The sequence below is a fragment of the Pseudomonas sp. CFBP 13711 genome, from assembly GCF_014842265.1.
Classification (GTDB): domain Bacteria; phylum Pseudomonadota; class Gammaproteobacteria; order Pseudomonadales; family Pseudomonadaceae; genus Aquipseudomonas.
The window spans coordinates 118879-142721 of sequence record NZ_JACYVI010000007.1 but is presented as its reverse complement, the minus strand read 5'-3'; the positions used below and the strand labels follow the sequence as shown (position 1 = coordinate 142721).

Here is a 23843-nt window from a genome sequence, read left to right as displayed (position 1 = left end):
TCTGCTGGAGGCATCCCTTGAAAGCCCTCGACGAGCTGACCTTCGATAATCGCTTTGCCCGTCTGGGCGATGCGTTTTCCACCACCGTGCTGCCCGAGCCCATCGCCGACCCGCGGTTGGTGGTTGCCAGCGAAGCCGCCCTCGCGTTGCTCGATCTGGACCTCGCTCAGGCAGAACAACCCCTCTTTGCTGAAATTTTCAGCGGCCACAAACTGTGGGCCGAAGCCGATCCGCGGGCGATGGTTTACTCCGGTCATCAGTTCGGTTCGTACAACCCGCGCCTGGGTGATGGCCGCGGTTTGCTGCTCGGTGAGGTGTACAACGACGCCGGTGAACACTGGGACCTGCACCTGAAAGGCGCCGGGCAAACACCATATTCGCGCATGGGCGATGGTCGCGCTGTCTTGCGCTCGTCGATCCGCGAGTTTCTCGCCTCAGAAGCCCTGCATGCCTTGGGCATCCCGACCAGTCGCGCGGCCTGCGTGATCGGCTCCAGCACCCCGGTGTGGCGTGAAACCCAGGAGCGCGCGGCGATGGTGCTGCGACTGGCGCAAAGCCACGTGCGCTTCGGCAGCCTGGAGTATTTCTTCTACACCAAACAGCCTGAACAGCTGAAGCAACTGGCCGATCACGTGCTGTCCCTGCACTACCCCGAATGCCTGGAACAACCCGAGCCGTACTTGGCGATGTTTCGCGTGATCGTCGAGCGTCAGGCCGAATTGATCGCCAAATGGCAGGCCTATGGTTTCTGTCATGGCGTGATGAACACCGACAACATGTCGATTCTCGGCATCACCTTCGACTTCGGCCCCTTCGCGTTTCTGGATGACTTCGACCAGCATTTCGTCTGCAACCATTCCGATCACGAAGGCCGCTACTCCTTCAGCAACCAGGTGCCGATTGGCCAGTGGAACCTCAGCGCGCTTGCCCAGGCGCTGACACCCTTCGTCAGCGTCGAGGCATTGCGTGAGGCGCTGGACCTGTTTCTGCCGCTGTATCAGGCGCATTACCTGGACCTAATGCGCCGACGGCTGGGGCTGACAACGGCTGAAGACGATGACGCTGACTTGATCGCGCGGTTGCTCCAGCTGATGCAAAACAGCGGCGTCGACTACACCCTGTTTTTCCGCCATCTGGGGGAGGAGTCAGCCGACGTCGCGGCAGGAAAGTTGCGCGACGACTTCGTCGACATGCTTGGCTTCGACGCCTGGGCCGACGCCTACACAGCCCGCATCGCCCGCGAGCCCGAGTCCAGCCAAGAGGATCGCCGCACGCGCATGCACGCGGTTAACCCGCTGTACATCCTGCGTAACTACCTGGCCCAACGCGCCATCGAAGCGGCCGAACAGGGCGACGATAGTGAAGTCCGTCGCCTGCATCAGGTGCTGTGCAAGCCGTTCGACCAACAGCCCGGAATGGAAAGTTATGCACAGCGTCCGCCGGATTGGGGGAAGCATCTGGAGATCAGCTGTTCGTCGTGAGTGGGGGTGAGTTGAGGTCAGATAAAGACCTCTACCGGCACGCCGAAACGTTCCGAAATCTTGCGGATCTGCTTGAGGCTCAACTGGCGCTCGCCTGAGAGTATTTCGGAAATGACGGACTGCGTCCCTACTTCAGGCATGTCGCCTTGGCCGAGGTTGTGCTCGTGCATCAGGTAACGCAGCGTCTCGGCGCTTGAGGCCATAGGCATGGGCCGATGCTCATGGTCATAGGCTTCAATCATTTCGCTGACCAATATGGCGAGACGATTCAGAGGGTGCTGCTCATCCTCTCCGATGATCTCCAACAGTTCGTCGAGCCCGCTGACAAGCAGATCATATTCAGCTTCCGTTTCAGGCCGAGTCAGTAATGGCGCCAAGTGATGCCAGTGCTCCGCAGCCTGTTTAATGAGCGCGCTCATTGCTCATCCCTCCATTTACCTTTGTCGTATTCACGATGGTCGAACACATGCTTTATGTACAGCCGCTGTGCTGAGTAGTTAACCGACGCAATCAGCCGGATCTTGTTCCCGCCGATATCAAAAACATGAAATCTTCCCACTTTATCTGTCGAGGGCAACATCGCTCTCATCGCACTAAAATCGTTCAGCCTGGATGCTTTGACTAAGCGGTACCAAGCGTCAAGAGCAGTTGCCGATTGTGGCCATTTCTTTTTTGCCTCCCATATTCGCTTTTCAGTGATGACGTGCATTTCCCTACCGTTGTGCGTGCAATATCCAGCCTGGCTACCCATCCGACCATCACCAACCGCAATAGCCGGAGCATCTTTTATCCTGCTGCCTTCTCATTCTTGGACGTGGTACCAGCTTGCTTAACTTGCGCATTGGCATTCGCAGCCGTTGGCTTCTCAACCTCCTGAGCCGCGGTAGTCGGCACCGGAGAAGTGCGGGGCGAGAATTTCTTCGTGTGGACGATGTTGTTCGGATCGGTTTTCTTGTCTTTGGTGGTGTCGACGATGCCGGCGAGGATGTCGTAAAGGGTCAGCTTGCGGTCTGGCGCCTGGCGTCCAAAAGCGCCCGGCAGGCTGGGCAGCGTCAGGTCGCTCTTGATCCGCGCTTCCAGAATGGCTTCCGCTCCTTTGGGATAGCTCACCGCCCTCTCAATCGCCGGCAGCGACTTGAGGTAGCTCAGGGCGTCGTTGTAGAACCGGGTGGCCTTCCCCGTTCGGGCTTGCTCGATCACCCCCTCGTTTATCGCAACGTTGCGCCAGTCCTCGTCCATCTTCTGCACGCCCTGCCAGGCCGCGCGCCGCTCGTTGAGCGTGAAGCTTGCGCTGTCGTCAAAGGCAATCAGGTTCAGTTGCTCGCGTGAGAGGTTCTCGAACGGGCTCTTGGCGGTTTTGTCGCCGGCCAGGGTCCGGGTCACGAACGCACTGGCCTCGCGCGCGCGGTCCAGCAATTCAGGGTCGTTCGTCTTGGGCACTTCCATGGCCCGGGTGCCGCTGTTGACTGTGCGGCCTTCGATCAAAAACTCATTGATGCGATTACGCCCGTACTGCCCCAACTCGGTGTGGGTCATCACCGCGTCCCTCTTCTGGGCTCGCGCAGCGCTCTCGTTAAGCTGAGCCGCCAGTGTCGAAAACGTCGCCTTGTCGGTAGCTGTCGTAGCCGCCTTGTCGACGGGTTTGGGGTCACTGTTTGGAGCGGCGTCAACGACTGGCTTTTTATTCGCGACAACCGCTGCAACCGCGGCCTGGATCTGGCTGATCATGGGCGACTCCCTGGCTATGAGATGACAAGGGCCGACGCGCATGTTCGTCAGTCAGCCCCTCGCGTCGACACTAGCGACAGCCAGGCAGGGCGAACAGTTGGGCGAACGGGGGATGCTTTCGGATAATCAGAGCTTGAGGATTTGGCTTAACGCGCGCATTGGGCGGCTTGGGCCAAGGCTGATGCGGGAATTCGTCGCGTCTTCAGGTTTGAGTCTTTTTTTGGCGTGGAGTGCTTAAACAAGCGGTGAAATCTGGGGTAGTTCACACCTGGCATTTCAGGTGATCAGTGAATGCCGACCGCCATCGATGACATCCCGTCGCTACAGGTGCAGCCGTAGAGCTTGATAACCCATCCCCCAGACTCCACGTAACAGTCATCCATCCTAGTCAGGTCTCTCTCATGTCCGATTCACTGCTGATCCCCTGCCCGCACTGCAACGGGCTCAATCGCATTCCTGCCGGGCGGCTGTCCGACCAGCCGAAATGCGGGCGTTGCAAGCAGCCGGTTTTGCTGAGCAAGCCGTTCAACCTGACGCAGGGCGATTACGCCAGCCAGATCAAAGGCGATCTGCCGTTGCTGGTGGACGTGTGGGCGGAATGGTGCGGCCCCTGCAAATCGTTCGCGCCGACGTTCGAGCAAGCGGCAACTCAGCTGAGCGGGCGCGTCCGGCTGGCGAAGCTGGACAGCGAGGCCAATCAGCAGCTTTCCGCGCAGCTGGGAATCCGCTCGATTCCAAGCCTGATCCTGTTCAAGGACGGCCGTGAAATTGCCCGGCAGAGTGGCGCGATGCCGCTGCAACAGCTGACGGCCTGGCTGACCAGTCAGGGAATCTGAAAGGCGTTTCTTCAGCGATTGAAGTGCGTGACAGCCAGCGCTGTAGGCATGTTCTGAAAGCGCTCTTTTGCCCCGAATTCGTCGAATTCTGCGTCTAGGCTTCGCCACTCCTATCGGCACCCTGGAGTGGTTAGCAATGACATACGTGGTCAGAGAGGGCGATTCAACAACAACCGGCGGCGTGGTTTTGCGGGCCTCAGGCTCGCACACATGGGAGGACCGGCGCCTGGCGCGCATGGGCGATCCGGTCTGGTGCGAGCTGTGCGCGCAGATCGGCTTCATTGCCCAAGGCAATCCGACCTTCATCGACGAACTCGTGGCCGTGGCAACGCACGGCCAGGCAGTGCGCTGCGGCTGCGAGGAAGGCACCCATCGTTTGATCGCCAGCCAGACTCAGCTTCAGGCCGACATGGACGCGACCATCGACATTCCCAAGGACATGGCCGAAAAGGCGCGCAAGCGAGCCAAGCAGATGACGCGAGCCCGTCGAGAGAGCCCCGAACCCCTCGCCTAGCAGCTACCGATTACCCGCACCCGTTTCCAGCAAGTGATGCAGCTCGACAAATTGCTGGGTCAGCTTATGCCGCGGCTCCAGATGGATCAGCGGCATATTGGCTTGATGAGATTCACGCATCTTGATCGAGCTGGTGAGGTAGACCGGCAGCACCGGCAGCCCTTCAGCGATGAGCTCATCAAGGATCTGCTGGGGCAGGCTCGCCCGCGCCTGGAACTGGTTGACGATAATACCTTCCACCTCCAGATCCTCGTTGTGATCTTCCTTGAGCTCTTCGATTTCCTTGATCAACCCGTACAGCGCCTGGCGGGAGAAACTGTCGCAGTCGAACGGAATCAGCACACGATCCGCTGCGATCAATGCCGATACCGCGTAGAAATTCAGCGCCGGGGGCGTGTCCAGGTAGATGCGATCGTAGTCTTCGCTCAGCTCATCCAGCAGTTTGCGGAGCTTGTTGATCTTGTGCTTGGCTTCCAGCTTGGGCTGCAGATCCGCCAGTTCCGCCGTGGCGGTCACGACATGAAGGTTGTCGAAGGGCGTTTCGTAGATGTCGACCTGATTCTTCTTGGCGCCAGGCCCGGAAGACAAGGTTTGCTTGAAGAAATCGGCGATCCCCATGGGAATCTCGTCGCCGGTCAGACCGGTGAGGTACTGCGTCGAGTTGGCCTGGGCATCAAGATCGATCAACAGCGTCCGATAACCCTCATGAGCACTGACAGCCGCCAGATTGCAGGCGATGCTGGACTTGCCAACGCCGCCCTTCTGATTGAACACCACACGCCGCATGTAAGACTCCCTGTTGCTGTCTAGCCGTAAAGGATCGCCAGCGACCCGATGAATGGTCCCGAGTCTAGGCAATCGCGATGAGTAGGGCGAGTCTCTCGGAAAAATCTGAATGCAAAGGCGAAGCCTGCAACGCATACAGTCCTATTGATCCTACAAAACAGTGTCAGACGCCGCTGCCCTACCAGTAAGAATAATCGCCAGTAAACAAACCTTTTGTTTCAACGTTTGCCTCGGTGCCTGGGCATCGGGATAATGCCCGCCACTCGGTGATAGCGCCGCGCCATGGTTGGTGCCACTTCGGAGACTCGAAGCCCGGAAGTATGCCCGTGTCAGGGCAGGATAATTTTGTGATCAAGTTCAACATTGCACAGTGGCGCGCGTGGGCGCCGGGGCTGACGTCGGTCGAAGAGTGGCGCCAATGGAGCCACGAACCCGTGATCCCCGCCCCGACGGACGCAGCGCCGGACGTTTCATTTTTGCCGGCCATGCAGCGCCGCCGGTTGAGCCGTCTGGCCCGCATGGCCTTCGGCGTAGGCTGGCCGCTGGCGGAGGGTCTGGAGCGATTGCCGCTGGTGTTCGTGTCGCGCCACGGCGAAACGCCCCGGACCTTCGACATCCTCAGCGATCTGGCCAAAGACGAGCCGCTGTCGCCCACCCAGTTCAGCCTGTCCGTGCACAACGCCGTTATTGGCCTGTGGTCGATCCTGCGCGGCGAGACCAGCGAGATGACGGCCCTGGCCTGTGCGGGCGACGGGCTTGAACATGGCGTCATCGAGGCGGCCTCCCTGCTTGAAGAAGGTGCGCCGGCGGTATTGCTGGTGATCACCGAAGAGCAGCCGCCTGCCGCGTACGCGCCGTGGATCGACGATGTGCCGTTTCCCTATGCGCTCGGCCTGCTGCTGACGCCGGGGGATGAGTGGCAGCTTTCGCTGACGACCCGCGAACCGATCGAGACGGATTCCGAGCGCAGCCAATGGCCCCACGCGCTCAACCTTTTACGTGCGCTGTCGACACAACAGAGCGCTCTGCAACATCCCTGGAAAAATCGGCTATGGAATTGGCAACACAACCGCTGAGCAAAAGCCGCGACGCCTATTACTGGCGCCTGCTGGCCACGGCCCTGAGCTTTGCCCTGTTCGGTGTGGGCGGGCTGTGCCTGCGTGTGTTCGTCTTTCCCCTGCTGGCGCTGCTGCCCGGCGATACCTGCAGCCATCAACGCCGCGCCCGGCGGACCATCAGCCGCCTGTTCTGGGCATTTATCCGCATCATGAGCAACGCTGGGGTGCTGACCTACGAAATCCAGGGAGCCGAGCGCCTAGGCCGCCCGGGGCAGATGATCATTGCCAACCATCCGTCGCTGATCGACGTGGTGTTTCTCATCGGGCTGGTGCGTGACGCCAATTGCGTGGTCAAGCAGAGCCTGTGGCAAAACGTATTCACCCGAAGCCCGGTCAGGGCCACCGGCTACGTCAGCAACGACGGCAGCGCCGACATGCTGGAGCAAGCCGCGCATCTGCTGCGGACCGGGCAAACCCTGATCATCTTCCCTGAGGGCACGCGGACCCAGCCAGGCCATGCGCCCGCCTTCCATCGCGGCGCTGCGGCCATTGCCCTGCGTGGCGCCCACGTTATTACGCCGGTGACCATCCATGTGTCGCCGACCACGCTGACCAAGGCCGAGCCGTGGTACCGCATTCCCCTGCGCCGCCCGCATTTTCACCTGCGCGTGGGCAACGATATCGATCCAGCGGCCTTTACCGCGCTTGGCCCGGCCCCTGTGGCGTCGCGCAAGCTCAACGACTATCTGCATCAACACTTCACCAAGGAGCTCGCCACAGATGAGCGATCTGCACCAGGACATTAAACAGCTGATCATCGATGCCCTGGGCCTCGAAGACATCAGCACCCACGACATCGGCAACGACCAGACGCTGTTCGGTGAAGGCCTGGGACTGGATTCGGTCGACGCGCTGGAGTTGGGCCTGGCCATCCAGAAACGCTACGGCATCAAGATCGACGCCGACGCCAAAGACACTCGCAATCACTTCACCAGCGTCGACAGCCTCGCGGCATTCGTCAGCGCGCGCCAAGTGGCCTGAGGACAGAACATGCAATCCCGTGAAGACATCTTCGACACCCTGCGCTCGTCGATGGTTGAGCTGTTCGAGCTCGAACCCGAGCGCGTCACCCTCGAAGCCAACCTGTATCAGGACCTGGAAATCGACAGCATCGATGCCGTGGACCTGATCGACCACATCAAGCGCAAGACCGGCAAGAAGATCGCCGCCGAAGAATTCAAGTCAGTGCGCACCGTGGGCGATGTCGTCGACGCGGTCTATCGCCTGGTCCACAGCGCCGCATGAGTCGACTGATTGGCCTGGTCCTGGTGCTTGCAGGTGTGCTGTACCCGTTTGCCGTCTACTTCGGCATGGGCCACTTCGCCCCCTGGCAATTCGCACTGCTGCTCGGCGCGCTGTGGGCGGTGCGTGCGCTGACCAGCGAGCGACGTCCGGGCGGCGTGTCGATGGCGCTGACGGCGATGGGTTTTTGCCTGCTGCTCGGGCTGTTCAACAGCCCGCAATTGCTACGCTGGTACCCCGTGCTGATCAGCGGTTTCATGCTGACCCTATTCGGCCTGAGCCTGATGCGCGGCATGCCGCTGATCGAGCGACTGGCACGCCTGACGGAGCCTGACCTGCCGCCCGTTGTGGTTCGCTACACCCTCCAGGTCACCCGCGTCTGGTGCCTGTTTTTCCTGTTCAATGGCCTTGTCGCCGCCGCGCTGACCCTTTGGGCGCCGCTGAGCTGGTGGACGTTATACACAGGGCTCATTGCCTACGGTTTGATGGGTCTTCTGTTTGCGGGTGAATGGATCATTCGTCAGCGCGTCCGGGGTCGGGCATGAGCTGGATCGATCTCGAACACCTGTTGCTTGAAGCCCATCCGCAGCGCGCCGTTGCCCATGCTCCCGCGCTGAGCCATGCCGCCCTGCAGAAACGCGCGCTGTGCGTCGCTGCCGCATTGCAGCAGCGTGGCGTGACACGCCTAGCGGTCCATCTCGAAGACGCCGCTGAATTGGCCATCGCGCTGTTTGCGGCCTGGCGCGCCGGCGTGGCGGTGTTGCTGCCGTCCGATCTGCAGGCGCAGACGAGACAGCGCTGGGCCAGTCATGTCGACCTGTGGCTGACGGATCTGCCGGACGACACCCGCCTCGATCAACTGAACGCCGATCCGCTGCCCCCTGCCGCGCTCGATCTGGATCAGTGCAGCTTGAGCCTGTGCACGTCCGGCTCCAGCGGCGAGCCCAAGCTGATCGAGAAACGCCTGCGCCAGTTGGCCAACGAAGTCAGTGCACTCGAACGCTTGTGGGGCGCAGAACTGGGCGATGCCTGCATCATCGGCAGCGTGGCGGCGCAGCACATTTATGGCCTGCTGTTCCGGGTGTTGTGGCCGTTGTGCGCCGGACGCAGCTTCGTGCGCCAGCAACTGCCGTTTCCCGAAGACTTGCAACGCGCCAGCCGCGAGCATGAATCCTTCGCCTGGGTGGCGAGCCCTGCACTGCTCAAGCGCATGGGCGACAATCTCGACTGGAGCCACCTGAGCGTCGTGCGCCGGGTGTTCTCTTCCGGCGGTGCGCTGCCGGCCGACGCCGCAGCCAGCCTCCATCAGCGACTCGGGCAGTGGCCGAGCGAGATACTCGGCAGCTCCGAAACCGGCGGCATCGCCTGGCGCCAGGGCGATCCGCTATGGCGCGCTTTCGACGACGTTACCTTGAGCCAGGATGCCGACGGCGCCCTGCGGATCGAGTCGCCGTACCTGCCGAGCGACCATGTCGAACAGACAGCCGACGCGGTGCGCTTTCTGGAAGACGGTCGTTTCGAGCTGCTGGGCCGACTGGACCGCATCGTCAAACTGGAAGAAAAGCGCATCTCCCTGCCGCTTCTGGAGCAAGCGCTCGCGACCCATGAGTGGGTCAGCGAAGCACGCCTCGGCGTGGTCCGGGAAAACCGCGCGTCGCTGGGCGCATTGGTGGTGTTGAGCGCCAGCGGCGTGCACGCGTTGCGCAATCAGGGTCGGCGCGCGCTGACCCAGGCGCTGCGTCAGCATCTGGTGCCGCACTGCGAGGCGCTGGCATTGCCGCGTCGCTGGCGATTGCTGAGCCATCTGCCCCTCAACGCCCAAGGGAAACTGCCACAAGCGCTGATTGAGACCCTGCTGGTGTCGCCGCGCACTCAAGCCCCTGATCTGGTCGCCCAGGAGCAGCGCGACGACGAGTGGCGACTGGAGTTGATCGTCCCCTTGGACCTCGCCCATTTCCCCGGCCACTTCCCGGGCACGCCGATTTTACCCGGCGTGGTTCAGGTCGATTGGGCGATGAACCTAGCACAGCGTCTGATGGACCTGCCGCCGCGGTTTGCCGGCATGGAAGTGCTGAAGTTTCAACAACTGGTGCGCCCCGGCGATCGCATCAGCCTGACCCTGCGTTTCGACCCCGAGCGCAGCAAGCTGCATTTTGCCTATCGCAACGGCGAAGCGGCCTGCTCCAGCGGGCGGATTTTACTGGTGAACGCGGATGCATGAGCTCTGCACATTCAAGGAAGAGGTCGCTTATGCATAACCCCTGCGCCGTGATTCCGGTCTACAACCACGAACTCGCCGTACCGGCTGTCGTTCAGGAGTTGCTGCACGCCGGCTTGCCCTGCGTGCTGGTCGACGACGCCAGCAGCCCGGCCTGCGCCGCCGTGCTTGAATCCCTTGCCCAGCAGGCCAATGTTTTTCTGGTGAAGCTGCCGGTCAATCAGGGCAAGGGCGGCGCGGTCATGGCCGGCCTGCGCGAGGCGTCGAAATTGGGTTTCAGCCATGCCCTGCAAGTCGACGCCGACGGCCAGCACGATCTGAACGACATCGCGGTGTTTCTCGATCATTCCCGCGAGCACCCGACGTCGCTGATCTGCGGTTATCCGCAGTACGACGCCAGCGTGCCAAAAGGCCGCTTGTATGCTCGCTACCTGACCCACGTCTGGGTCTGGATCAACAGCCTGTCACTGCAGATTCCCGATTCCATGTGCGGCTTTCGGGTTTACCCGCTCAAGCCGGTGCTGCACCTGATCGACACCGTGAATCTGGGCAAGCGCATGGACTTCGACCCGGAAATCCTCGTGCGCCTTTCGTGGCGCAATCAGCCGATGCGCTGGCTGCCGACCAAGGTTCACTACCCCCAGGACGGCCTCTCGCATTTTCGGCTGTTTCACGACAACGCTCTCATCTCGAAGATGCACGCCAAGCTGTTCTTCGGCATGCTCGGGCGCTTTCCGCTGATCCTCTGGCGGAGGTGGTTGCCATGAGTGACGCCGATCAAAAGCAGCACTGGGCGGCGCACGAAGAACGCGGCAGCTTTCTGCTGATGAAGCTCACGGCCTGGGGCGTCAAAGTCCTGGGGCGTCGGGTGCTCAGCCCGATCCTGCACGGCATCGTGCTGTACTTTTTCCTGTTCGGCCGCCGCGCTCGCCGCAGCGCCTGGCAGTACCAACGGCACTTGGCCGACTGGACCCAGCAACCGGAGCTGCGACCCACGCACTGGCGCGTGTTCAGGCAGTTCATGGCCTTCGCCGACGCCCTGCTCGACAAGCTGGACGTGTGGAACGGCAAGCTCGGTCTGGAGCAGATTGAAATCATCGACGACGCGCACTTGCGCGATCAGTTGCGCGGCGAGCGCGGGCAGATGCTGGTCGGCGCGCACCTGGGCAACCTTGAAGTCTGTCGGGCGCTGGCCGAACTGGGCGAAAAAGTCACCATGAACGTGCTGGTGCACACCAAGCATGCCGAGCGTTTCAACCGCCTGCTGGGCGAGGCCGGCGCGACTAATCTGCGGCTGATTCAGGTCAGCGAACTGGACCCGGCGATCATGCTGCAGCTGAGTCAGCGCCTGGATCGCGGTGAATGGCTGGCCATCGCCGGTGACCGGGTTGCGCTGCACGGCGGGCGCAACGCACGGGTCGATTTTCTCGGCCATCAGGCGGCGTTCCCCCAGGGCCCATGGCTGCTGGCCGGGTTGCTGAAATGCCCGATCAACCTGATTTTCTGCCTCAAGGGCGCGACCGGCTACAGGGTGATCCTCGAACCGTTCGCCACTGCCATCGAATGGCGGCGCAGCGATCGCCAGCAAGTAATCACCCAATGGACCCAACGCTACGCCGACCGTCTGGCGCACTACTGCGTGCAAGCGCCGCAGCAGTGGTTCAACTTCTACCCGTTCTGGAAATCCGATGACGAACCAAGCACCTGAGCCCATTATTTTCGGCGAAGGCCACCTGCGCATCGAAGACGTACTGGCGCTGTCCAACCGCCAGCGGCCGACGGCGTTGCAGAACGACAGTGCCTACCGCCAGCGCATCGCCAAGGGCGCGCAGTTTCTTGATTCGCTGCTGGACAAGGAAGGCGTGATCTACGGCGTGACCACCGGCTACGGCGATTCGTGCGTGGTGGCGGTACCGCTGCAACACGTCGAAGCGCTGCCGCGTCATCTCTACACTTTCCATGGTTGCGGGCTCGGCAAGTTGCTCGATGCCCAGGCCACCCGCGCGGTGCTGGCCGCACGTCTGCGCTCGCTGTGCCACGGCGTGTCCGGCGTTCGGGTCGAGTTGCTTGAGCGGCTTCAAGCCTTTCTCGACCACGACATCCTGCCGCTGATTCCGGAAGAAGGCTCGGTGGGCGCCAGTGGTGATCTGACGCCGCTCTCGTATGTCGCGGCGACACTGTCCGGCGAGCGCGAGGTGCTGTTCAACGGCGAGCGTCGGCAGTCCGCCGATGTGCATCGTCAACTGGGCTGGGACCCGCTGGTGCTGCGGCCTAAAGAAGCGCTGGCCTTGATGAACGGCACCGCAGTCATGACCGGCCTGGCGTGCCTGGCTTTCGCCCGTGCCGATTATCTGCTGCAACTGGCAACCCGCATTACCGCGATGAACGTCGTGGCGCTGCAAGGTAATCCCGAGCACTTCGACGAGCGTCTGTTTGCTGCAAAACCGCATCCGGGGCAGATGCAAGTGGCCGCCTGGCTGCGCAAGGATCTGGCCATCGACGCGCCGACCGCCCCGCTGCATCGCCTGCAAGACCGCTACTCCCTGCGCTGTGCTCCCCATGTGCTCGGCGTGCTGGCGGACAGCCTGAACTGGCTGCGCAGCTTCATCGAAATCGAACTGAACAGCGCCAATGACAACCCGATCATCGACGCCGAAGCCGAACGCGTGCTCCACGGCGGCCACTTCTATGGCGGCCACATCGCCTTCGCCATGGACAGCCTGAAGAATCTCGTCGCCAACGTCGCCGACCTGCTGGACCGCCAGCTCGCGTTGCTGGTGGACGAGCGTTACAACCACGGCCTGCCGAGCAACCTGTCCGGCGCCCCGGCGGACCGCGCGATGATCAACCATGGCTTCAAGGCCGTGCAGATCGGCACCAGCGCCTGGACCGCCGAAGCGCTGAAAAACACCATGCCGGCCAGCGTGTTTTCCCGCTCCACCGAATGCCATAACCAGGACAAGGTGAGCATGGGCACCATCGCCGCCCGCGACGCCATTCGCGTGCTGGAGCTGACCGAGCAGGTCGCCGCCGCCACGCTGATCGCCGCCAATCAGGGCGTCTGGTTGCGCAGCCGCGATGCCGATGCGCGCCCGCTGCCGCCTGCTCTCGCAGCGATGCACGAACAACTGCGCGAGGACTTCCCGCCGGTAATAGAAGACCGCGCGCTGGAAGGCGAACTCCGGCTTTGCCTGAAGCGCATCGCCGAACAACATTGGAGGCTGCATGCGTAGTAAAGGCGTGATCCACGAAGACACCGAAATCCTGGTGCCGTTTTTCGACGTCGACACCATGCACGTCGTCTGGCACGGGCACTACGTGAAGTATCTGGAAGTGGCGCGCTGCGCGCTCCTCGACAAGCTCGGCCACAACTACACGCACATGCTCGATTCGGGTTACGCCTGGCCGGTGATCGATCTGCAACTGCGCTATGTGCGCGGCGCGGTGTTCGGTCAGCGCATCAACGTGCGCGCCAGTCTCGTGGAGTGGGAGAACCGCTTGAAGATCGATTATCTGATCACCGACATCGCGACCGGCGAGCGCCTGACCCGCGCCAGCACCGTGCAAGTGGCCGTCGACGTTAACACCCGCGAAATGCAACTGGCCTGCCCCATGGTGTTTGTGGAAGCGGTCGAGAGGGCTTTGAAATGAGTGCCTTTAAAGGCCTCCTCAGCTTGATGCTGCTCACGCTGACCTCGCTGGCCCACGCCTTCGATCTGCAGCAACTGAGCGATCAACTGGCCAAACCTGCCGTCATTCATGGCGCCTTCGTGCAGGAAAAACACCTGCGCGCCCTGCCCCAGCCGCTGACCAGCAAGGGCGACTTCGTACTGGCGAAAGATTCAGGTCTGCTGTGGCTGCTCGATACGCCGCTGAAACAGGATTACCGCATCACCGCCGCCGGCATCGCCCGCCGCGATGCCGATGGCAGCTGGCAGATGCTGCCGGGCAAAAGCGCAGGCGCCGAGCAGAACCGGCTGTTTCTCGCCGTTTTACAAGGTGACAGCAGCGGCCTGCAGCGTGATTTCGACGTGCAGTTGAGCGGCGACGCCCAGGCCTGGCAACTGACCCTGGTGCCGCGCTCGATGTTGCTGAAACAGGTGTTCAACCAGATCAACATCAATGGCGGCGCACTGGTGCAACGTATCGAGCTGCTTGAAACCCAGGGCGACAGCACGCTGCTGAAGATGATCGACAGCTCCAGCGCCCAACCGCTGAGCGATTCGGAGCGCGCTGACTTTGCCGATTGAACGCCTGCTGCCGCGCCTTTTCCTGATTGCCTTGCTGGCCGTGCTCGCACTCGCCGGCTGGCAATGGCGTCATGGCGCGCCGCTGTCGGCCAACCTCATGGAACTGGTCCCCGGCAGCACGCCGGATGCCTTGGAGCTGCGCGCCGAACAACGCATTCAGGAGCCGATGAACCGCGAGATGCTGGTGCTGGTGGGTCACGCCGATGCCGAAAAGGCCGTCGAGCTGGCGCGGCAACTGAGCGAGAAATGGCAGGCCAGCGGGCTCTTCGAAAAGGTCCAGTGGAACGTTCAGGCCGATCTTCCGGCCCTGCGTGAACAACTGCTGCGCGGTCGCCTGGCGATGCTGCCGCCCAAGGACCGTACCGAGCTCATCGAGCATCCCGAAGCTTTTATTCAACAGCGCGTGCAAAGCCTGTTCGATCCGTTTGGCGGTTTCAGTCTGGTGCCCAGCCAGGAGGATTGGCTCGGGCTGACGGGGCGCATCCAGAACGGCCAGCCCATGCACGGCTCGGTGCAACTGGACATCGGCAGCGGCGCGCTGATCGCCAAGGCCGATGGCAAAAGCTGGGTCCTGCTGCGCGCCCGTACCCGCGCCGACGCCTTCGACATGCGCCTGCCGCTGCATGTCTCAGCGCTGATGGACGAAGCGCGCCAACAGGCCAGCGCCAGCGATGCACAATTGCTGGCGGCCAGCGGACTCTTGTACGCCGCCCACGGTCAGCAACAGGCTACCCGGGAAATCACCTGGGTCGGCGGCGGCGCGACGCTGGGCATCCTGCTGTTGCTGTTGCTCGCGTTCAAACGCTGGCGTGTGTTGCTGGCGTTCATTCCGGTAATGGTGGGCATGCTGTTCGGCGCCACGGCCTGCGTCGCGCTGTTCGGCAAGATGCACGTTATGACGCTGGTGCTGGGCTCAAGCCTGATCGGCGTGGCGGTGGACTATCCGCTGCACTACCTCTCAAAAAGCTGGAGCCTGAAACCCTGGCGCAGCTGGTCGGCGTTGCGCCTGACGCTGTCAGGCCTGAGCCTGAGTCTGGCGACCAGTTGCATCGGCTATCTGGCCCTCGCCTGGACGCCCTTCCCGGCTCTGACCCAGATCGCCGTGTTCTCGGCGGCCGGTCTGGTCGGCGCCTATCTGACAGCGGTGTGCCTGCTGCCGGCGCTGCTCAACGGTGTCGAGTTGCGGCCTGCGCAATGGCCGCTGAAGATCGCTGAAGCCTTGATGAACGCACGCGCCAAACTGCTCACTCGAGTGGGCACGCCGGTGCTGTTGGGGGCGTTGCTCATTTTTTGCGCAGCCGGCCTGCTGCAATTGACCACCAAGAATGACATCCGCCAATGGATCGCCGCGCCGCAAAGCCTGACCGACGAAGCGCGCTCCGTGGCGCGCATCACCGGCTACCAACCCACCAGCCAGTTCTTCCTGGTGCGCGGCGCCGATCAGCAACAATTACTGGAGCGTCAGACCGCGCTGAGTCAGCGACTTGATCAACTGGTCACCCAGGGCAAACTGCAGGGTTATCTGTCCCTCAACCAATTGGTGGCGACGCCCGCCGAACAACAAGCTGCGCGCACCGCCCTCGACACGCTGCCTGCGCACTGGCAACCGTTGCTCGCACTGGGTGTGCCGCCGGAAGTGCTCAATAACGAACTGGCAAACCTGCGCGCCCTTCCCGTTCAAGGCATCGACGATGTACTGGCCGGACCTTTGGGCGAACCCTGGCGCCTGCTGTGGCTGGGCAGCAACGATCAAGGCGTGGCCGGAATCGTCAGCCTGCAGGGCCTGAACGATGCGGCGCTGCTCCGCGTGCAGGCGCAGGACCTTCCGGGCGTCCAGTTGGTGGACCGCCTCGGCGACCTGAACAAGGTGTTCGCCGCCACCCAGATCAGCGCCGCGGAACTCAAGCTGGCGTCCTGCGTGCTGATCGTTCTGCTGCTGATTTTGCCATTCGGTCTGCGCGGGGCACTGAGGGTGATCGCCCTGCCACTGCTCGCGGCCGTGTGCAGTCTGGCGAGCCTCGGCTGGCTGGGTCAGCCGCTGACGCTGTTCAGCCTGTTCGGTCTGCTGCTGGTCACTGCGATCAGCGTCGATTACGCGATCCTCATGCGCGAGCAGATTGGCGGCGCGGCCGTGAGCCTGATGGGCACGCTGTTGGCGGCGGCGACCACGTGGCTGTCGTTCGGTCTGCTGGCGATCTCCAGCACCCCGGCAGTGAGCAATTTCGGGCTGTCGGTGAGCCTCGGTCTGGCCTTCAGCTTCATTCTGGCGCCTTGGGCAGGGCGTCAGCATGAGAATGCGGCGCGTCAGGATGAGAGCGCCGCGAACAACCAGCACGAGAAACGCTCGTGATAACCGTCGCGTTCTGGGCGATGGTGCTCGGGCTGTTTGCGCTGGCCAGCCGGCTCGGCGCCCGACTGAACCTGATCCCCATCGTCAGCCAGCTGCTGCTGGCGACGTTTGCCATCCCGCTGCTGATGCTGTTCCTCGTCGAGCCGCAGTGGCAGCTCACCGGCGCGCGACTGGTCGCGCCCGTCTGGCTGAAAACCCTGTACGGCGTGAGTTTCGCGGTCGTGCTCGGGCATATCCTCAGCGATGTGATCGATGTGCGTCTCGACCCGCAGAGCCTGAAAGTCGCGCTGCCCAGCTTCTGTGTACCCTTTCTCTGTGGCGTCGCCTGCGCCGTGTGGCTTCTACCGGCGTCGAGCTGGCTGAGCAGCCTGGCGTTGGGGTTGGTGTTCGCCATCACTGCCATCCCGGTGCTCTATCTCTATCTCAACCATATCGGCTACCCAACCCACGCCACGAGACGTCTGGTGCAAACCGCGATCCTCATCGATCTGGCCTGCTGGGGGCTGTTCGGGCTGGCCCAGGGCAGCCTGCACCTGACCAGTCTGATTATCCCGCTGCTGCTCGCCGGCGTGCCGCTGCTGTTACGGCTGCTGCGGGTTCGCCAGCCACAGGTTTACGGGGCTGTTTTCTTTCTGCTGCTGATGGTCGCCGAGCACTACCGCCTCAACGCGCTCATCGTCGGCATCGGCTATCTGCTGTGCATGAACGCGCTCAAGCAACCCTTTGCGCTGCCGCTGAAAGCCGCCTGGTTCAAGGCGCTGCAGCACTACGTGGCGATCCCGCTGATCCTCACGTCCGGCATCGTCCAGATCAATATTCACAGCGCCATCGGCGAACTGGGCTGGCTGACTCTGCTGGGGCTGCTCGTGCTGCCGATCGCCAGCAAACTGCTGGGCAACTGGATCGGCGTGCGCTGGGCGGCGCCATCGTTTGCAGGTGCCGTGCGCTGGAAAGAAGCCCTGCTGCTTAACATCCGTGGCCTCAGCGAAATCGTCTTTCTCAACCTGCTGTTGCAACAGGGGCTGATCAGCCCGTCGCTGTATTTCGCGCTGATGCTCATGAGCCTGATCGCCACCCTGTTGCCAGCCCTCCTGGGCATGAACCGCCCTCTTGATTTGCATGACGTCGATGTCGTCGAACACTCGAAAAGGAAACCTTGTGCCAATAGCTGAAATGGAATGTCGTCAGGTCGTCGTGATCGGCGCCGGTCCAGCCGGAGCCATCGCTGCTGCGTTGCTCAAACGTCAGGGCCACGATGTGCTGATCATCGAGCGCCAGGAATTCCCGCGCTTCTCCATCGGCGAGAGCCTGCTGTCCCATTGCCTGGATTTCGTCGAAGAAGCGGGCATGCTGGAAGCGGTCAAGGCCGCCGGGTTCCAGATGAAAAACGGCGCGGCCTTCGCCTGCGGTGAGCAGTACAGCGCCTTCGACTTCGGCGACACTTTCAGCGACGGTAAGCCCACGACCTTCCAGGTGCAGCGCGCCGACTTCGACAAACTGCTGGCCGACGAAGCCGAGCGCCAGGGCGTTGAAGTTCGCTACCGGGAAACCATCACCGCCGCAGACTTCTCCGGCGAGCAGCCGACCCTCGACGTGCAGCGCGAAGACGGTACGGCCTACCGCGTGCAAGCGACGTTCGTGCTCGACGCCAGCGGTTATGGCCGCGTGCTGCCACGCTTTCTGGGCTTGGAAGCACCCTCGAACTTCCCTCTGCGTCAGGCGGTGTTCACCCACGTCGAAGACCGCATCGACGACCCACGCTTTGATCGCGAAAAGATTCTGGTGACGGTTCACCCAACCGTGAAGGACGTGTGGTTCTGGTCGATTCCGTTCAGTAACGGTCGCTGTTCGGTGGGCGTCGTGGCATCCGCCGAGCGTTTCGCGGGCAAGCCCGATGACCTCGACGCCTGCCTGCGCGCGTTCATCGACGAGACCCCGAGCTTGAGCCGCGTGTTGCAAAACGCTGTCTGGGACACCCCGGCGCGCAGCATCGGCGGGTATTCGGCCAACGTCAAAACCCTGCACGGCGAAGGCTTTGCCTTGCTCGGCAACGCGGCGGAATTCCTCGACCCGGTGTTTTCGTCTGGCGTCACCATCGCCATGCGCTCGGCGAGCATGGCGGCCGGTGTTTTGCATCGTCAGCTGCAAGGCGAAAGCGTTGACTGGGAAAGCGAGTTCGCCGCGCCGCTGAAACGCGGTGTGGACACCTTCCGCGCCTACGTCGAAGGCTGGTACGAGGGCAGTTTTCAGGATGTGATTTTCTATCCGGACAGCCGCCCCGACATACGCCGCATGATCAGCTCGATCCTGGCCGGTTACGCGTGGGACGAGCGCAACCCGTTCGTCGCCGAGCCCAAGCGGCGCCTGCGCATGCTCGCCGAAATCTGTGCGGGCCCTCGCCCATGAGCGGCCAGTATTTCAGCGACAGTTACGTTGAAGAAACGCGCCTGGGCTTTCTGTTTCTGCGCAGTCACACGTGGCAGCACCGCGTTTTGCGAGTGGCCATCGACGACCTGCGCAGCCTGTTCAGTGAGCCCCTGCCAGAGAACCCGGTGGTGCTGGACGCCGGCTGCGGGCAGGGCAAGTCGTTTCAGTACCTGCATAGCGCGTTCAATCCGGCGAAGATTTTCGGCATCGACGCCGACCCCCTCAGCCTGCAACTCAGCGCTGAAGAAGCCCAGCGTCGCGGTTTGAACGTTGAGCTGATCGGCAGTGACTGCGCAGCCTTGCCACTGGCGGACGCGAGTGTCGACATGGTCTTCTGCCATCAGACGTTCCATCATCTGGTCGAGCAGGAAAAATCCCTCGCCGAGTTCTATCGGGTGCTCAAGCCCGGCGGTTACCTGCTGTTCGCCGAGTCCACCGAGGCCTACATCGACACGTGGGTGATTCGCTGGCTCTTCCGTCACCCGATGCACGTCCAGAAAAGCGCCGCGCAATACCTGGACATGCTGGGCAATGAAGGTTTTCATTTCACTGCGCACAACGTTTCTTACCCCTATCTCTGGTGGAGCCGAGCCAAAGACTTCGGTCTGCTGGAACGTTTGAAACTGGTCAAACCCAAGGCCTTTGGGGAACGTGAAGAGACGCTGATCAATGTCGTCGCACGCAAACCTCTCTCGGCCACCCTAGAAGGTAAAGCCTTATGATTCGCGCCTTTCTGTTGCTCTGCGTCCTGTTGGTGAGTGGCTGCGCCAGCCACGCGCCGCTGCCTGCGCAAACGCCCCACATCAAATTCCCCGTGCAGCTGCACGTGCAGCGCGAACAGGCGGGTCAGCGCCAGGACTGGGTGATGGTGATCCAGAAGGAACGCCACGGCCTGCGGTTCTCGTTGATGGACCCCCTCGGTATTCCGGTGGCGCGCCAGCAGCTTCGCGAAGATCGCTGGAAGGCCGATGGTCTGCTGCCGCCCAATCCTGAAGCGCGCGAGTTGTTCGCGGCCGTGCTGTTTGCCCTGACGTCACTGAAAGAAGTGCGCTTTGAATACCCTGGCGTCGAGCTGCGTCCCTATGGCCGCAGTCTGGATGATCGCTGGATCGTCGATTACGCCTCCGAGGGCTTCTTCAAGATCAGCATGGAAAGCGGCGAACTGAAATACGTCGTCAGCCCACTCGAAGGCAAGGCGAGTCAATGACGGCATACCTCAATGCCCTGGGGCTGATCTGCGCACTGGGCGACGACCGCCAGAGCGTGGCCCGGACGCTGTTCGCCGGGGACGCTTCATGCATGCGCACGGAAAGCGGCTGGATACCTGAACGCCCGCTGCCCGTTGCCGGCGTGAAAAGCCTGCTGCCGACAATCCCAGCGGCGCTCGGCCAGCAAAGCAGCCGCAACAACCAGCTGTTGCTTGCCGCCGCCCTCCAGATCGAGCCTGACATTCAGCAGGCGATCACCCGCTATGGTCGTGGCCGCATCGGCGTGATTCTGGGCACCAGCACGTCGGGCATCGACGAAGCGAGCCGCGGGATCGCCAGTTACCTGGCCGATCAGACTTTTCCGGACAGCTACGACTATCGCCAGCAGGAACTCAGCGCTCCGGCCAACTTCCTCGCGGCGTGGCTGGACCTCAGCGGCCCGGCCTACGTGATTTCCACCGCCTGCACCTCCAGCGCCCGCGCGCTGCTCAGCGCGCGTCGGCTGCTCGACATGAACCTGTGCGACGCGGTGTTGTGCGGCGGCGTCGACAGCCTGTGCAAGCTGACCATCAACGGCTTCTCGTCCCTTGAAGCGGTATCGAGCGAGCGCTGCAACCCGTTCTCGCGCAATCGCAACGGCATCAATATCGGCGAAGCGGCCGTGCTGTTTCTGATGACGCGCGAGCCAGCGGACGATCATCGCATCGCCTTGCTGGGCGCCGGTGCCAGTTCGGACGCCCACCACATTTCCGCTCCCGAACCCACCGGGCACGGCGCGCAAGAAGCCATGAGCAAGGCGCTGACGAGCGCCAGACTGACCGCCAGCGACATCGCCTACGTGAACCTGCACGGCACCGCAACCCAGCACAACGACGCAATGGAAAGTCTGGCGGTCAGCGCCATATTCCCCCACGGCGTAGCGTGCTCGTCGACCAAACCCATGAGCGGCCACACCCTTGGCGCCGCCGGGGCACTGGAAGCCGCGTTCTGCTGGCTGGCGCTGGCCCCTGAAAATAACGAGGATCAGCTGCCGCCTCATGTGTGGGATGGCGAAGCCGATACAAGCCTGCCCGCGCTGAACTGGGTCAAGGCAAACGACACCCAGCTGCGTGATTCACCACGCCGGATGATGAGCAATTCATTTGCCTTCGGTGGCAACAACGTCAGCCTGATCATCGGGGAGCACCCATGACCGCTGTACCTTCATGCCCGTGGCCGCCGGCTGATTTACTGCCCCACGCCGGCGACATGGTGCTCATCGACGAAGTGCTGTCCTTCGACGAAGAGCAGATTCACACCCGCGTCATCGTTCGACCCGGCGGGCTGTTCAATCGCCCCGACGGGAGCATGCCGGCCTGGGTCGGCGTCGAGCTGATGGCCCAAAGCGTTGCGGCGTTTGCCGGCTGTCAGGCACGGGTGAAGGGTGACCCGGTCGCGCTGGGTTTCCTGCTGGGCACGCGCAAATTCGAATGCAATGTCGAGCACTTCCCGGTCGGCAGCGAGCTGATCATCCATGCACGGCGGTCCTTGCAGGATGACAGCGGCATGGGCGTGTTCGAGTGTTTTCTGAGCGGTGCCGGCATTCAGGTCCGCGCCCGACTCAATGTTTATTGCCCGCCGCAATCGGCGAGCTATCTGGCCGAAGGAGCCGTAAATGACTGAATCAATTCTGGTCACAGGCTCAAGCCGCGGTATCGGGCGCGCCATTGCGCTGCGCCTGGCCCAGGCCGGCTACGACATCGTGCTGCACTGCCGCAGTGGCCGCGCTGAAGCCGACGCTGTACAGCGTGAAGTCGAGGCGCTCGGGCGTCAGGCGCGCGTGCTGCAATTCGACGTCGCCGACCGTGCTGCGTGCAAGGTGATCCTCGAAGCCGACGTCGAAACCCATGGTGCCTATTACGGCGTGGTCTGCAACGCCGGCCTGACCCGTGACGGCGCTTTTCCGGCGCTCACCGATGACGACTGGGACATGGTCATCCGCACCAATCTCGACGGTTTCTACAACGTGCTGCATCCGGTGATGATGCCGATGATCCGCCGCCGTGCTGCCGGGCGCATCGTCTGCATCACGTCCGTGTCCGGGCTGATCGGCAATCGTGGCCAGGTCAACTACAGCGCATCGAAAGCGGGCGTCATCGGCGCGGCCAAGGCGCTGGCAATAGAACTGGGCAAACGCAAGATCACCGTCAACTGCGTCGCGCCCGGGCTGATCGACACGGCCATGCTCGACGAAAACGTGCCGGTCGATGAACTGATGAAGATGATTCCCGCGCAACGCATGGGCACGCCGGAAGAAGTCGCCGGCGCCGTGAATTTCCTGATGTCGGCGGAAGCTTCCTACATCACGCGCCAAGTGCTGGCCGTCAATGGAGGCCTGTGCTGATGAAACGCGTTGTCGTCACCGGCATGGCCGGTATTACGTCACTGGGCAGCGACTGGGCCAGTATCGAGGCCAATTTCAGCGGCAATCGCAGCGGCATCCGGCGCATGGACGAATGGGATCGCTTCACCGAGCTCAACACCCGTCTGGCCGGCCCGATAGATGATTTCGCGGTGCCGTCGTACTGGACGCGCAAGCAGCTGCGCAGCATGGGCCGGGTGTCGCGATTGGCGGTCGGCACCGCAGAACAGGCGCTGCGTGACGCCGGCTTGCTGGGCGACCCGATCATTCGCGACGGGCGCATGGGCGTGGCCTGCGGTTCGTCCACCGGCAGCACCGACGAGATCAAGGCGTTCGGCAACATGTTGCTGAATTCCGTCGCCGAAGGCCTCAATGCCAACTCGTACGTGCGCATGATGCCGCACACCACGGCGGCGAATATCAGCATCTTCTTCAACCTCACCGGCCGCCTGATCCCGACCTCCAGCGCCTGCACCAGCGGCAGCCAGGGCGTGGGCTATGCCTATGAAGCGATCAAGTTCGGGCGTCTGCCGTTGATGCTGGCCGGTGGCGCCGAAGAGTTGTGCCCCACCGAAGCCATGGTGTTCGACGCGCTGTACGCGACCAGCCTGAAGAACGATGCGCCCCACACCAGCCCGCGTCCCTACGACAATGGGCGTGACGGCCTGGTGATCGGCGAAGGCGGCGGCATGCTGGTGCTCGAGGAGCTGGAACACGCGCTGGCGCGTGGGGCGAAGATTCACGCCGAGGTGGTCGGCTTCGGCAGCAATGCCGACGGCGTCCACACCACTCGCCCTGAACGAGTGACCATGCGTCGTGCCATGGAACTGGCGCTGGAAGACGCGGGCCTGCCGCCCGAGGCCATCGGTTACGTCAACGGCCACGGCACGGCGACGGAACAGGGCGACATCGCCGAGACGCTTGCCACGCAAAGCCTGTTCGGCTCGCGCATGCCGATCAGTTCGCAGAAGAGCTTTTTGGGACACACCCTCGGCGCCTGCGGTGCGCTGGAATCCTGGTTCAGCATCGAGATGATGAACCGCGACCGCTACATCCACACGCTCAACCTCGACGAGGTCGACAGTCGCTGCGGCGAACTGGACTACCTGCGCGGCGAGCCCCGCCACATGAGTCACGAGTTTGTGATGAACAACAATTTTGCGTTCGGCGGGGTCAACACGTCGCTGATCTTTCGGCGTTGGTCTTGACCCCATAATTCGTTCAACCCGCCGGCGCAACGGAAGACGCTCCCGGCGGGGCACATCACTGATCTTCTACACCCGT

27 protein-coding genes are annotated in these 23843 nt (G+C 62.5%); 23 read left to right on the top strand and 4 right to left on the bottom strand.

The annotated features are described in order from the left end of the window. The first annotated feature begins 17 nt into the window (after positions 1–17). Entirely contained in the window at positions 18–1481 is a 1464-nt protein-coding gene (gene selO / locus IFT47_RS15070) for a protein adenylyltransferase SelO (RefSeq protein ID WP_192171174.1), read from the top strand. Positions 1482–1498: 17 nt separating this feature from the next. Here the strand turns inward: selO and IFT47_RS15065 are convergent, their stop codons facing one another. From IFT47_RS15065 to IFT47_RS15055, 3 genes are all read right to left on the bottom strand, one after another. Further along, positions 1499–1900 (bottom strand): helix-turn-helix domain-containing protein, encoded by a 402-nt coding sequence (locus IFT47_RS15065; RefSeq protein ID WP_192171175.1) that lies wholly within the window; start codon positions 1898–1900, stop codon positions 1499–1501. Continuing rightward, on the bottom strand, positions 1897–2190 hold the full coding sequence (locus IFT47_RS15060; RefSeq protein ID WP_192171176.1) for a type II toxin-antitoxin system HigB family toxin: 294 nt from the start codon (positions 2188–2190) through the stop codon (positions 1897–1899). Before IFT47_RS15060 ends, IFT47_RS15065 begins: the two co-directional genes overlap by 4 nt. A 77-nt stretch (positions 2191–2267) precedes the next feature. After that, positions 2268–3209, bottom strand: coding sequence for a hypothetical protein (locus IFT47_RS15055; protein WP_192171177.1), 942 nt, complete (start codon positions 3207–3209; stop codon positions 2268–2270). 401 nt (positions 3210–3610) lie between these two features. Between IFT47_RS15055 and trxC the strand changes: the two genes are divergently transcribed. Together trxC and IFT47_RS15045 are read left to right on the top strand one after the other, a co-directional pair. Beyond that, positions 3611–4045 carry a thioredoxin TrxC gene (gene trxC / locus IFT47_RS15050; protein ID WP_192171178.1) on the top strand — a complete coding sequence of 145 codons (435 nt, stop codon included), beginning with the start codon at positions 3611–3613 and terminating at the stop codon, positions 4043–4045. A gap of 136 nt (positions 4046–4181) precedes the next feature. After that, positions 4182–4559, top strand: coding sequence for a PAAR domain-containing protein (locus tag IFT47_RS15045; protein WP_192171179.1), 378 nt, complete (start codon positions 4182–4184; stop codon positions 4557–4559). A 3-nt stretch (positions 4560–4562) separates the two neighbouring features. On the opposite strand, the gene IFT47_RS15040 is transcribed toward IFT47_RS15045, so the two are convergent. Then, positions 4563–5345 (bottom strand): ParA family protein, encoded by a 783-nt coding sequence (locus IFT47_RS15040; RefSeq protein WP_192171180.1) that lies wholly within the window; start codon positions 5343–5345, stop codon positions 4563–4565. A gap of 320 nt (positions 5346–5665) precedes the next feature. Here IFT47_RS15040 and IFT47_RS15035 point away from each other — a divergent pair, with 320 nt between their 5' ends. The 20 genes from IFT47_RS15035 to IFT47_RS14940 are packed head-to-tail and all read left to right on the top strand — an operon-like array spanning position 5666 to position 23767. Continuing rightward, entirely contained in the window at positions 5666–6421 is a 756-nt protein-coding gene (locus IFT47_RS15035) for a beta-ketoacyl synthase chain length factor (protein WP_192171181.1), read from the top strand. Beyond that, entirely contained in the window at positions 6397–7209 is an 813-nt protein-coding gene (locus tag IFT47_RS15030) for a lysophospholipid acyltransferase family protein (RefSeq protein WP_192171182.1), read from the top strand. Before IFT47_RS15035 ends, IFT47_RS15030 begins: the two co-directional genes overlap by 25 nt. Further along, on the top strand, positions 7184–7444 hold the full coding sequence (locus tag IFT47_RS15025) for a phosphopantetheine-binding protein (RefSeq protein ID WP_192171183.1): 261 nt from the start codon (positions 7184–7186) through the stop codon (positions 7442–7444). The genes IFT47_RS15030 and IFT47_RS15025 overlap by 26 nt, the downstream gene beginning before the upstream one ends. Positions 7445–7453: 9 nt before the next feature. Then, positions 7454–7708 (top strand): acyl carrier protein, encoded by a 255-nt coding sequence (locus IFT47_RS15020; protein WP_192171184.1) that lies wholly within the window; start codon positions 7454–7456, stop codon positions 7706–7708. Further along, on the top strand, positions 7705–8250 hold the full coding sequence (locus IFT47_RS15015; protein WP_192171185.1) for a COG4648 family protein: 546 nt from the start codon (positions 7705–7707) through the stop codon (positions 8248–8250). Before IFT47_RS15020 ends, IFT47_RS15015 begins: the two co-directional genes overlap by 4 nt. Continuing rightward, positions 8247–9926, top strand: coding sequence for an acyl-CoA synthetase family protein (locus IFT47_RS15010; RefSeq protein WP_192171186.1), 1680 nt, complete (start codon positions 8247–8249; stop codon positions 9924–9926). Before IFT47_RS15015 ends, IFT47_RS15010 begins: the two co-directional genes overlap by 4 nt. Before the next feature lie 29 nt (positions 9927–9955). Continuing rightward, on the top strand, positions 9956–10690 hold the full coding sequence (locus IFT47_RS15005; protein ID WP_192171187.1) for a glycosyltransferase family 2 protein: 735 nt from the start codon (positions 9956–9958) through the stop codon (positions 10688–10690). Next, on the top strand, positions 10687–11631 hold the full coding sequence (locus IFT47_RS15000; RefSeq protein ID WP_192171188.1) for an LpxL/LpxP family acyltransferase: 945 nt from the start codon (positions 10687–10689) through the stop codon (positions 11629–11631). Before IFT47_RS15005 ends, IFT47_RS15000 begins: the two co-directional genes overlap by 4 nt. After that, positions 11612–13156 (top strand): HAL/PAL/TAL family ammonia-lyase, encoded by a 1545-nt coding sequence (locus IFT47_RS14995; protein ID WP_192171189.1) that lies wholly within the window; start codon positions 11612–11614, stop codon positions 13154–13156. The genes IFT47_RS15000 and IFT47_RS14995 overlap by 20 nt, the downstream gene beginning before the upstream one ends. After that, positions 13149–13574: an acyl-CoA thioesterase gene (locus IFT47_RS14990; RefSeq protein ID WP_192171190.1), complete on the top strand. Its 426-nt coding sequence runs from the start codon at positions 13149–13151 to the stop codon at positions 13572–13574. The genes IFT47_RS14995 and IFT47_RS14990 overlap by 8 nt, the downstream gene beginning before the upstream one ends. After that, positions 13571–14173: an outer membrane lipoprotein carrier protein LolA gene (locus tag IFT47_RS14985; RefSeq protein ID WP_192171191.1), complete on the top strand. Its 603-nt coding sequence runs from the start codon at positions 13571–13573 to the stop codon at positions 14171–14173. The genes IFT47_RS14990 and IFT47_RS14985 overlap by 4 nt, the downstream gene beginning before the upstream one ends. Further along, the gene (locus IFT47_RS14980; protein WP_192171192.1) at positions 14163–16523 is read left to right on the top strand and encodes an MMPL family transporter; all 2361 of its coding nucleotides are present in this window, start codon (positions 14163–14165) and stop codon (positions 16521–16523) included. Before IFT47_RS14985 ends, IFT47_RS14980 begins: the two co-directional genes overlap by 11 nt. Further along, positions 16520–17695 (top strand): sodium:proton antiporter, encoded by a 1176-nt coding sequence (locus IFT47_RS14975; RefSeq protein ID WP_192171193.1) that lies wholly within the window; start codon positions 16520–16522, stop codon positions 17693–17695. Before IFT47_RS14980 ends, IFT47_RS14975 begins: the two co-directional genes overlap by 4 nt. Next, entirely contained in the window at positions 17682–18929 is a 1248-nt protein-coding gene (locus IFT47_RS14970; protein ID WP_192171194.1) for a tryptophan 7-halogenase, read from the top strand. The genes IFT47_RS14975 and IFT47_RS14970 overlap by 14 nt, the downstream gene beginning before the upstream one ends. After that, positions 18926–19672 carry a class I SAM-dependent methyltransferase gene (locus IFT47_RS14965; protein ID WP_192171195.1) on the top strand — a complete coding sequence of 249 codons (747 nt, stop codon included), beginning with the start codon at positions 18926–18928 and terminating at the stop codon, positions 19670–19672. The genes IFT47_RS14970 and IFT47_RS14965 overlap by 4 nt, the downstream gene beginning before the upstream one ends. After that, a complete protein-coding gene (locus tag IFT47_RS14960) occupies positions 19669–20157 on the top strand; it encodes a hypothetical protein (RefSeq protein WP_192171196.1) in 489 nt (162 codons plus the stop codon). Before IFT47_RS14965 ends, IFT47_RS14960 begins: the two co-directional genes overlap by 4 nt. Beyond that, entirely contained in the window at positions 20154–21350 is a 1197-nt protein-coding gene (locus IFT47_RS14955) for a beta-ketoacyl-[acyl-carrier-protein] synthase family protein (protein ID WP_192171197.1), read from the top strand. Before IFT47_RS14960 ends, IFT47_RS14955 begins: the two co-directional genes overlap by 4 nt. After that, a complete protein-coding gene (locus IFT47_RS14950) occupies positions 21347–21820 on the top strand; it encodes an ApeP family dehydratase (RefSeq protein WP_192171198.1) in 474 nt (157 codons plus the stop codon). The genes IFT47_RS14955 and IFT47_RS14950 overlap by 4 nt, the downstream gene beginning before the upstream one ends. Next, positions 21813–22541, top strand: coding sequence for a 3-oxoacyl-ACP reductase FabG (gene fabG, locus IFT47_RS14945; protein WP_192171199.1), 729 nt, complete (start codon positions 21813–21815; stop codon positions 22539–22541). The genes IFT47_RS14950 and fabG overlap by 8 nt, the downstream gene beginning before the upstream one ends. Further along, positions 22541–23767, top strand: a complete 1227-nt coding sequence (locus IFT47_RS14940) for a beta-ketoacyl-ACP synthase (protein ID WP_192171200.1) — start codon at positions 22541–22543, stop codon at positions 23765–23767. Before fabG ends, IFT47_RS14940 begins: the two co-directional genes overlap by 1 nt. Positions 23768–23843 lie beyond the last annotated feature (76 nt).

What these genes read in the sequence shown, in the direction of transcription:
- IFT47_RS14990 (WP_192171190.1), top strand. Translation starts at nt 13,149, where the DNA reads ATGCGTAGTAAAGGCGTGATCCACGAAGACACCGAAATCCTGGTGCCG.
- IFT47_RS14940 (WP_192171200.1), top strand. Translation starts at nt 22,541, where the DNA reads ATGAAACGCGTTGTCGTCACCGGCATGGCCGGTATTACGTCACTGGGC.
- IFT47_RS14950 (WP_192171198.1), top strand. Translation starts at nt 21,347, where the DNA reads ATGACCGCTGTACCTTCATGCCCGTGGCCGCCGGCTGATTTACTGCCC.
- fabG (WP_192171199.1), top strand. Translation starts at nt 21,813, where the DNA reads ATGACTGAATCAATTCTGGTCACAGGCTCAAGCCGCGGTATCGGGCGC.
- IFT47_RS15000 (WP_192171188.1), top strand. Translation starts at nt 10,687, where the DNA reads ATGAGTGACGCCGATCAAAAGCAGCACTGGGCGGCGCACGAAGAACGC.
- IFT47_RS15065 (WP_192171175.1), bottom strand. Translation starts at nt 1,900, where the DNA reads ATGAGCGCGCTCATTAAACAGGCTGCGGAGCACTGGCATCACTTGGCG.
- IFT47_RS14960 (WP_192171196.1), top strand. Translation starts at nt 19,669, where the DNA reads ATGATTCGCGCCTTTCTGTTGCTCTGCGTCCTGTTGGTGAGTGGCTGC.
- IFT47_RS14955 (WP_192171197.1), top strand. Translation starts at nt 20,154, where the DNA reads ATGACGGCATACCTCAATGCCCTGGGGCTGATCTGCGCACTGGGCGAC.
- trxC (WP_192171178.1), top strand. Translation starts at nt 3,611, where the DNA reads ATGTCCGATTCACTGCTGATCCCCTGCCCGCACTGCAACGGGCTCAAT.
- IFT47_RS15015 (WP_192171185.1), top strand. Translation starts at nt 7,705, where the DNA reads ATGAGTCGACTGATTGGCCTGGTCCTGGTGCTTGCAGGTGTGCTGTAC.
- IFT47_RS15040 (WP_192171180.1), bottom strand. Translation starts at nt 5,345, where the DNA reads ATGCGGCGTGTGGTGTTCAATCAGAAGGGCGGCGTTGGCAAGTCCAGC.
- IFT47_RS14965 (WP_192171195.1), top strand. Translation starts at nt 18,926, where the DNA reads ATGAGCGGCCAGTATTTCAGCGACAGTTACGTTGAAGAAACGCGCCTG.
- IFT47_RS14995 (WP_192171189.1), top strand. Translation starts at nt 11,612, where the DNA reads ATGACGAACCAAGCACCTGAGCCCATTATTTTCGGCGAAGGCCACCTG.
- IFT47_RS15020 (WP_192171184.1), top strand. Translation starts at nt 7,454, where the DNA reads ATGCAATCCCGTGAAGACATCTTCGACACCCTGCGCTCGTCGATGGTT.
- IFT47_RS14985 (WP_192171191.1), top strand. Translation starts at nt 13,571, where the DNA reads ATGAGTGCCTTTAAAGGCCTCCTCAGCTTGATGCTGCTCACGCTGACC.
- IFT47_RS15005 (WP_192171187.1), top strand. Translation starts at nt 9,956, where the DNA reads ATGCATAACCCCTGCGCCGTGATTCCGGTCTACAACCACGAACTCGCC.
- IFT47_RS15060 (WP_192171176.1), bottom strand. Translation starts at nt 2,190, where the DNA reads ATGCACGTCATCACTGAAAAGCGAATATGGGAGGCAAAAAAGAAATGG.
- IFT47_RS15010 (WP_192171186.1), top strand. Translation starts at nt 8,247, where the DNA reads ATGAGCTGGATCGATCTCGAACACCTGTTGCTTGAAGCCCATCCGCAG.
- IFT47_RS15035 (WP_192171181.1), top strand. Translation starts at nt 5,666, where the DNA reads ATGCCCGTGTCAGGGCAGGATAATTTTGTGATCAAGTTCAACATTGCA.
- IFT47_RS15025 (WP_192171183.1), top strand. Translation starts at nt 7,184, where the DNA reads ATGAGCGATCTGCACCAGGACATTAAACAGCTGATCATCGATGCCCTG.
- IFT47_RS15030 (WP_192171182.1), top strand. Translation starts at nt 6,397, where the DNA reads ATGGAATTGGCAACACAACCGCTGAGCAAAAGCCGCGACGCCTATTAC.
- IFT47_RS15055 (WP_192171177.1), bottom strand. Translation starts at nt 3,209, where the DNA reads ATGATCAGCCAGATCCAGGCCGCGGTTGCAGCGGTTGTCGCGAATAAA.
- IFT47_RS15045 (WP_192171179.1), top strand. Translation starts at nt 4,182, where the DNA reads ATGACATACGTGGTCAGAGAGGGCGATTCAACAACAACCGGCGGCGTG.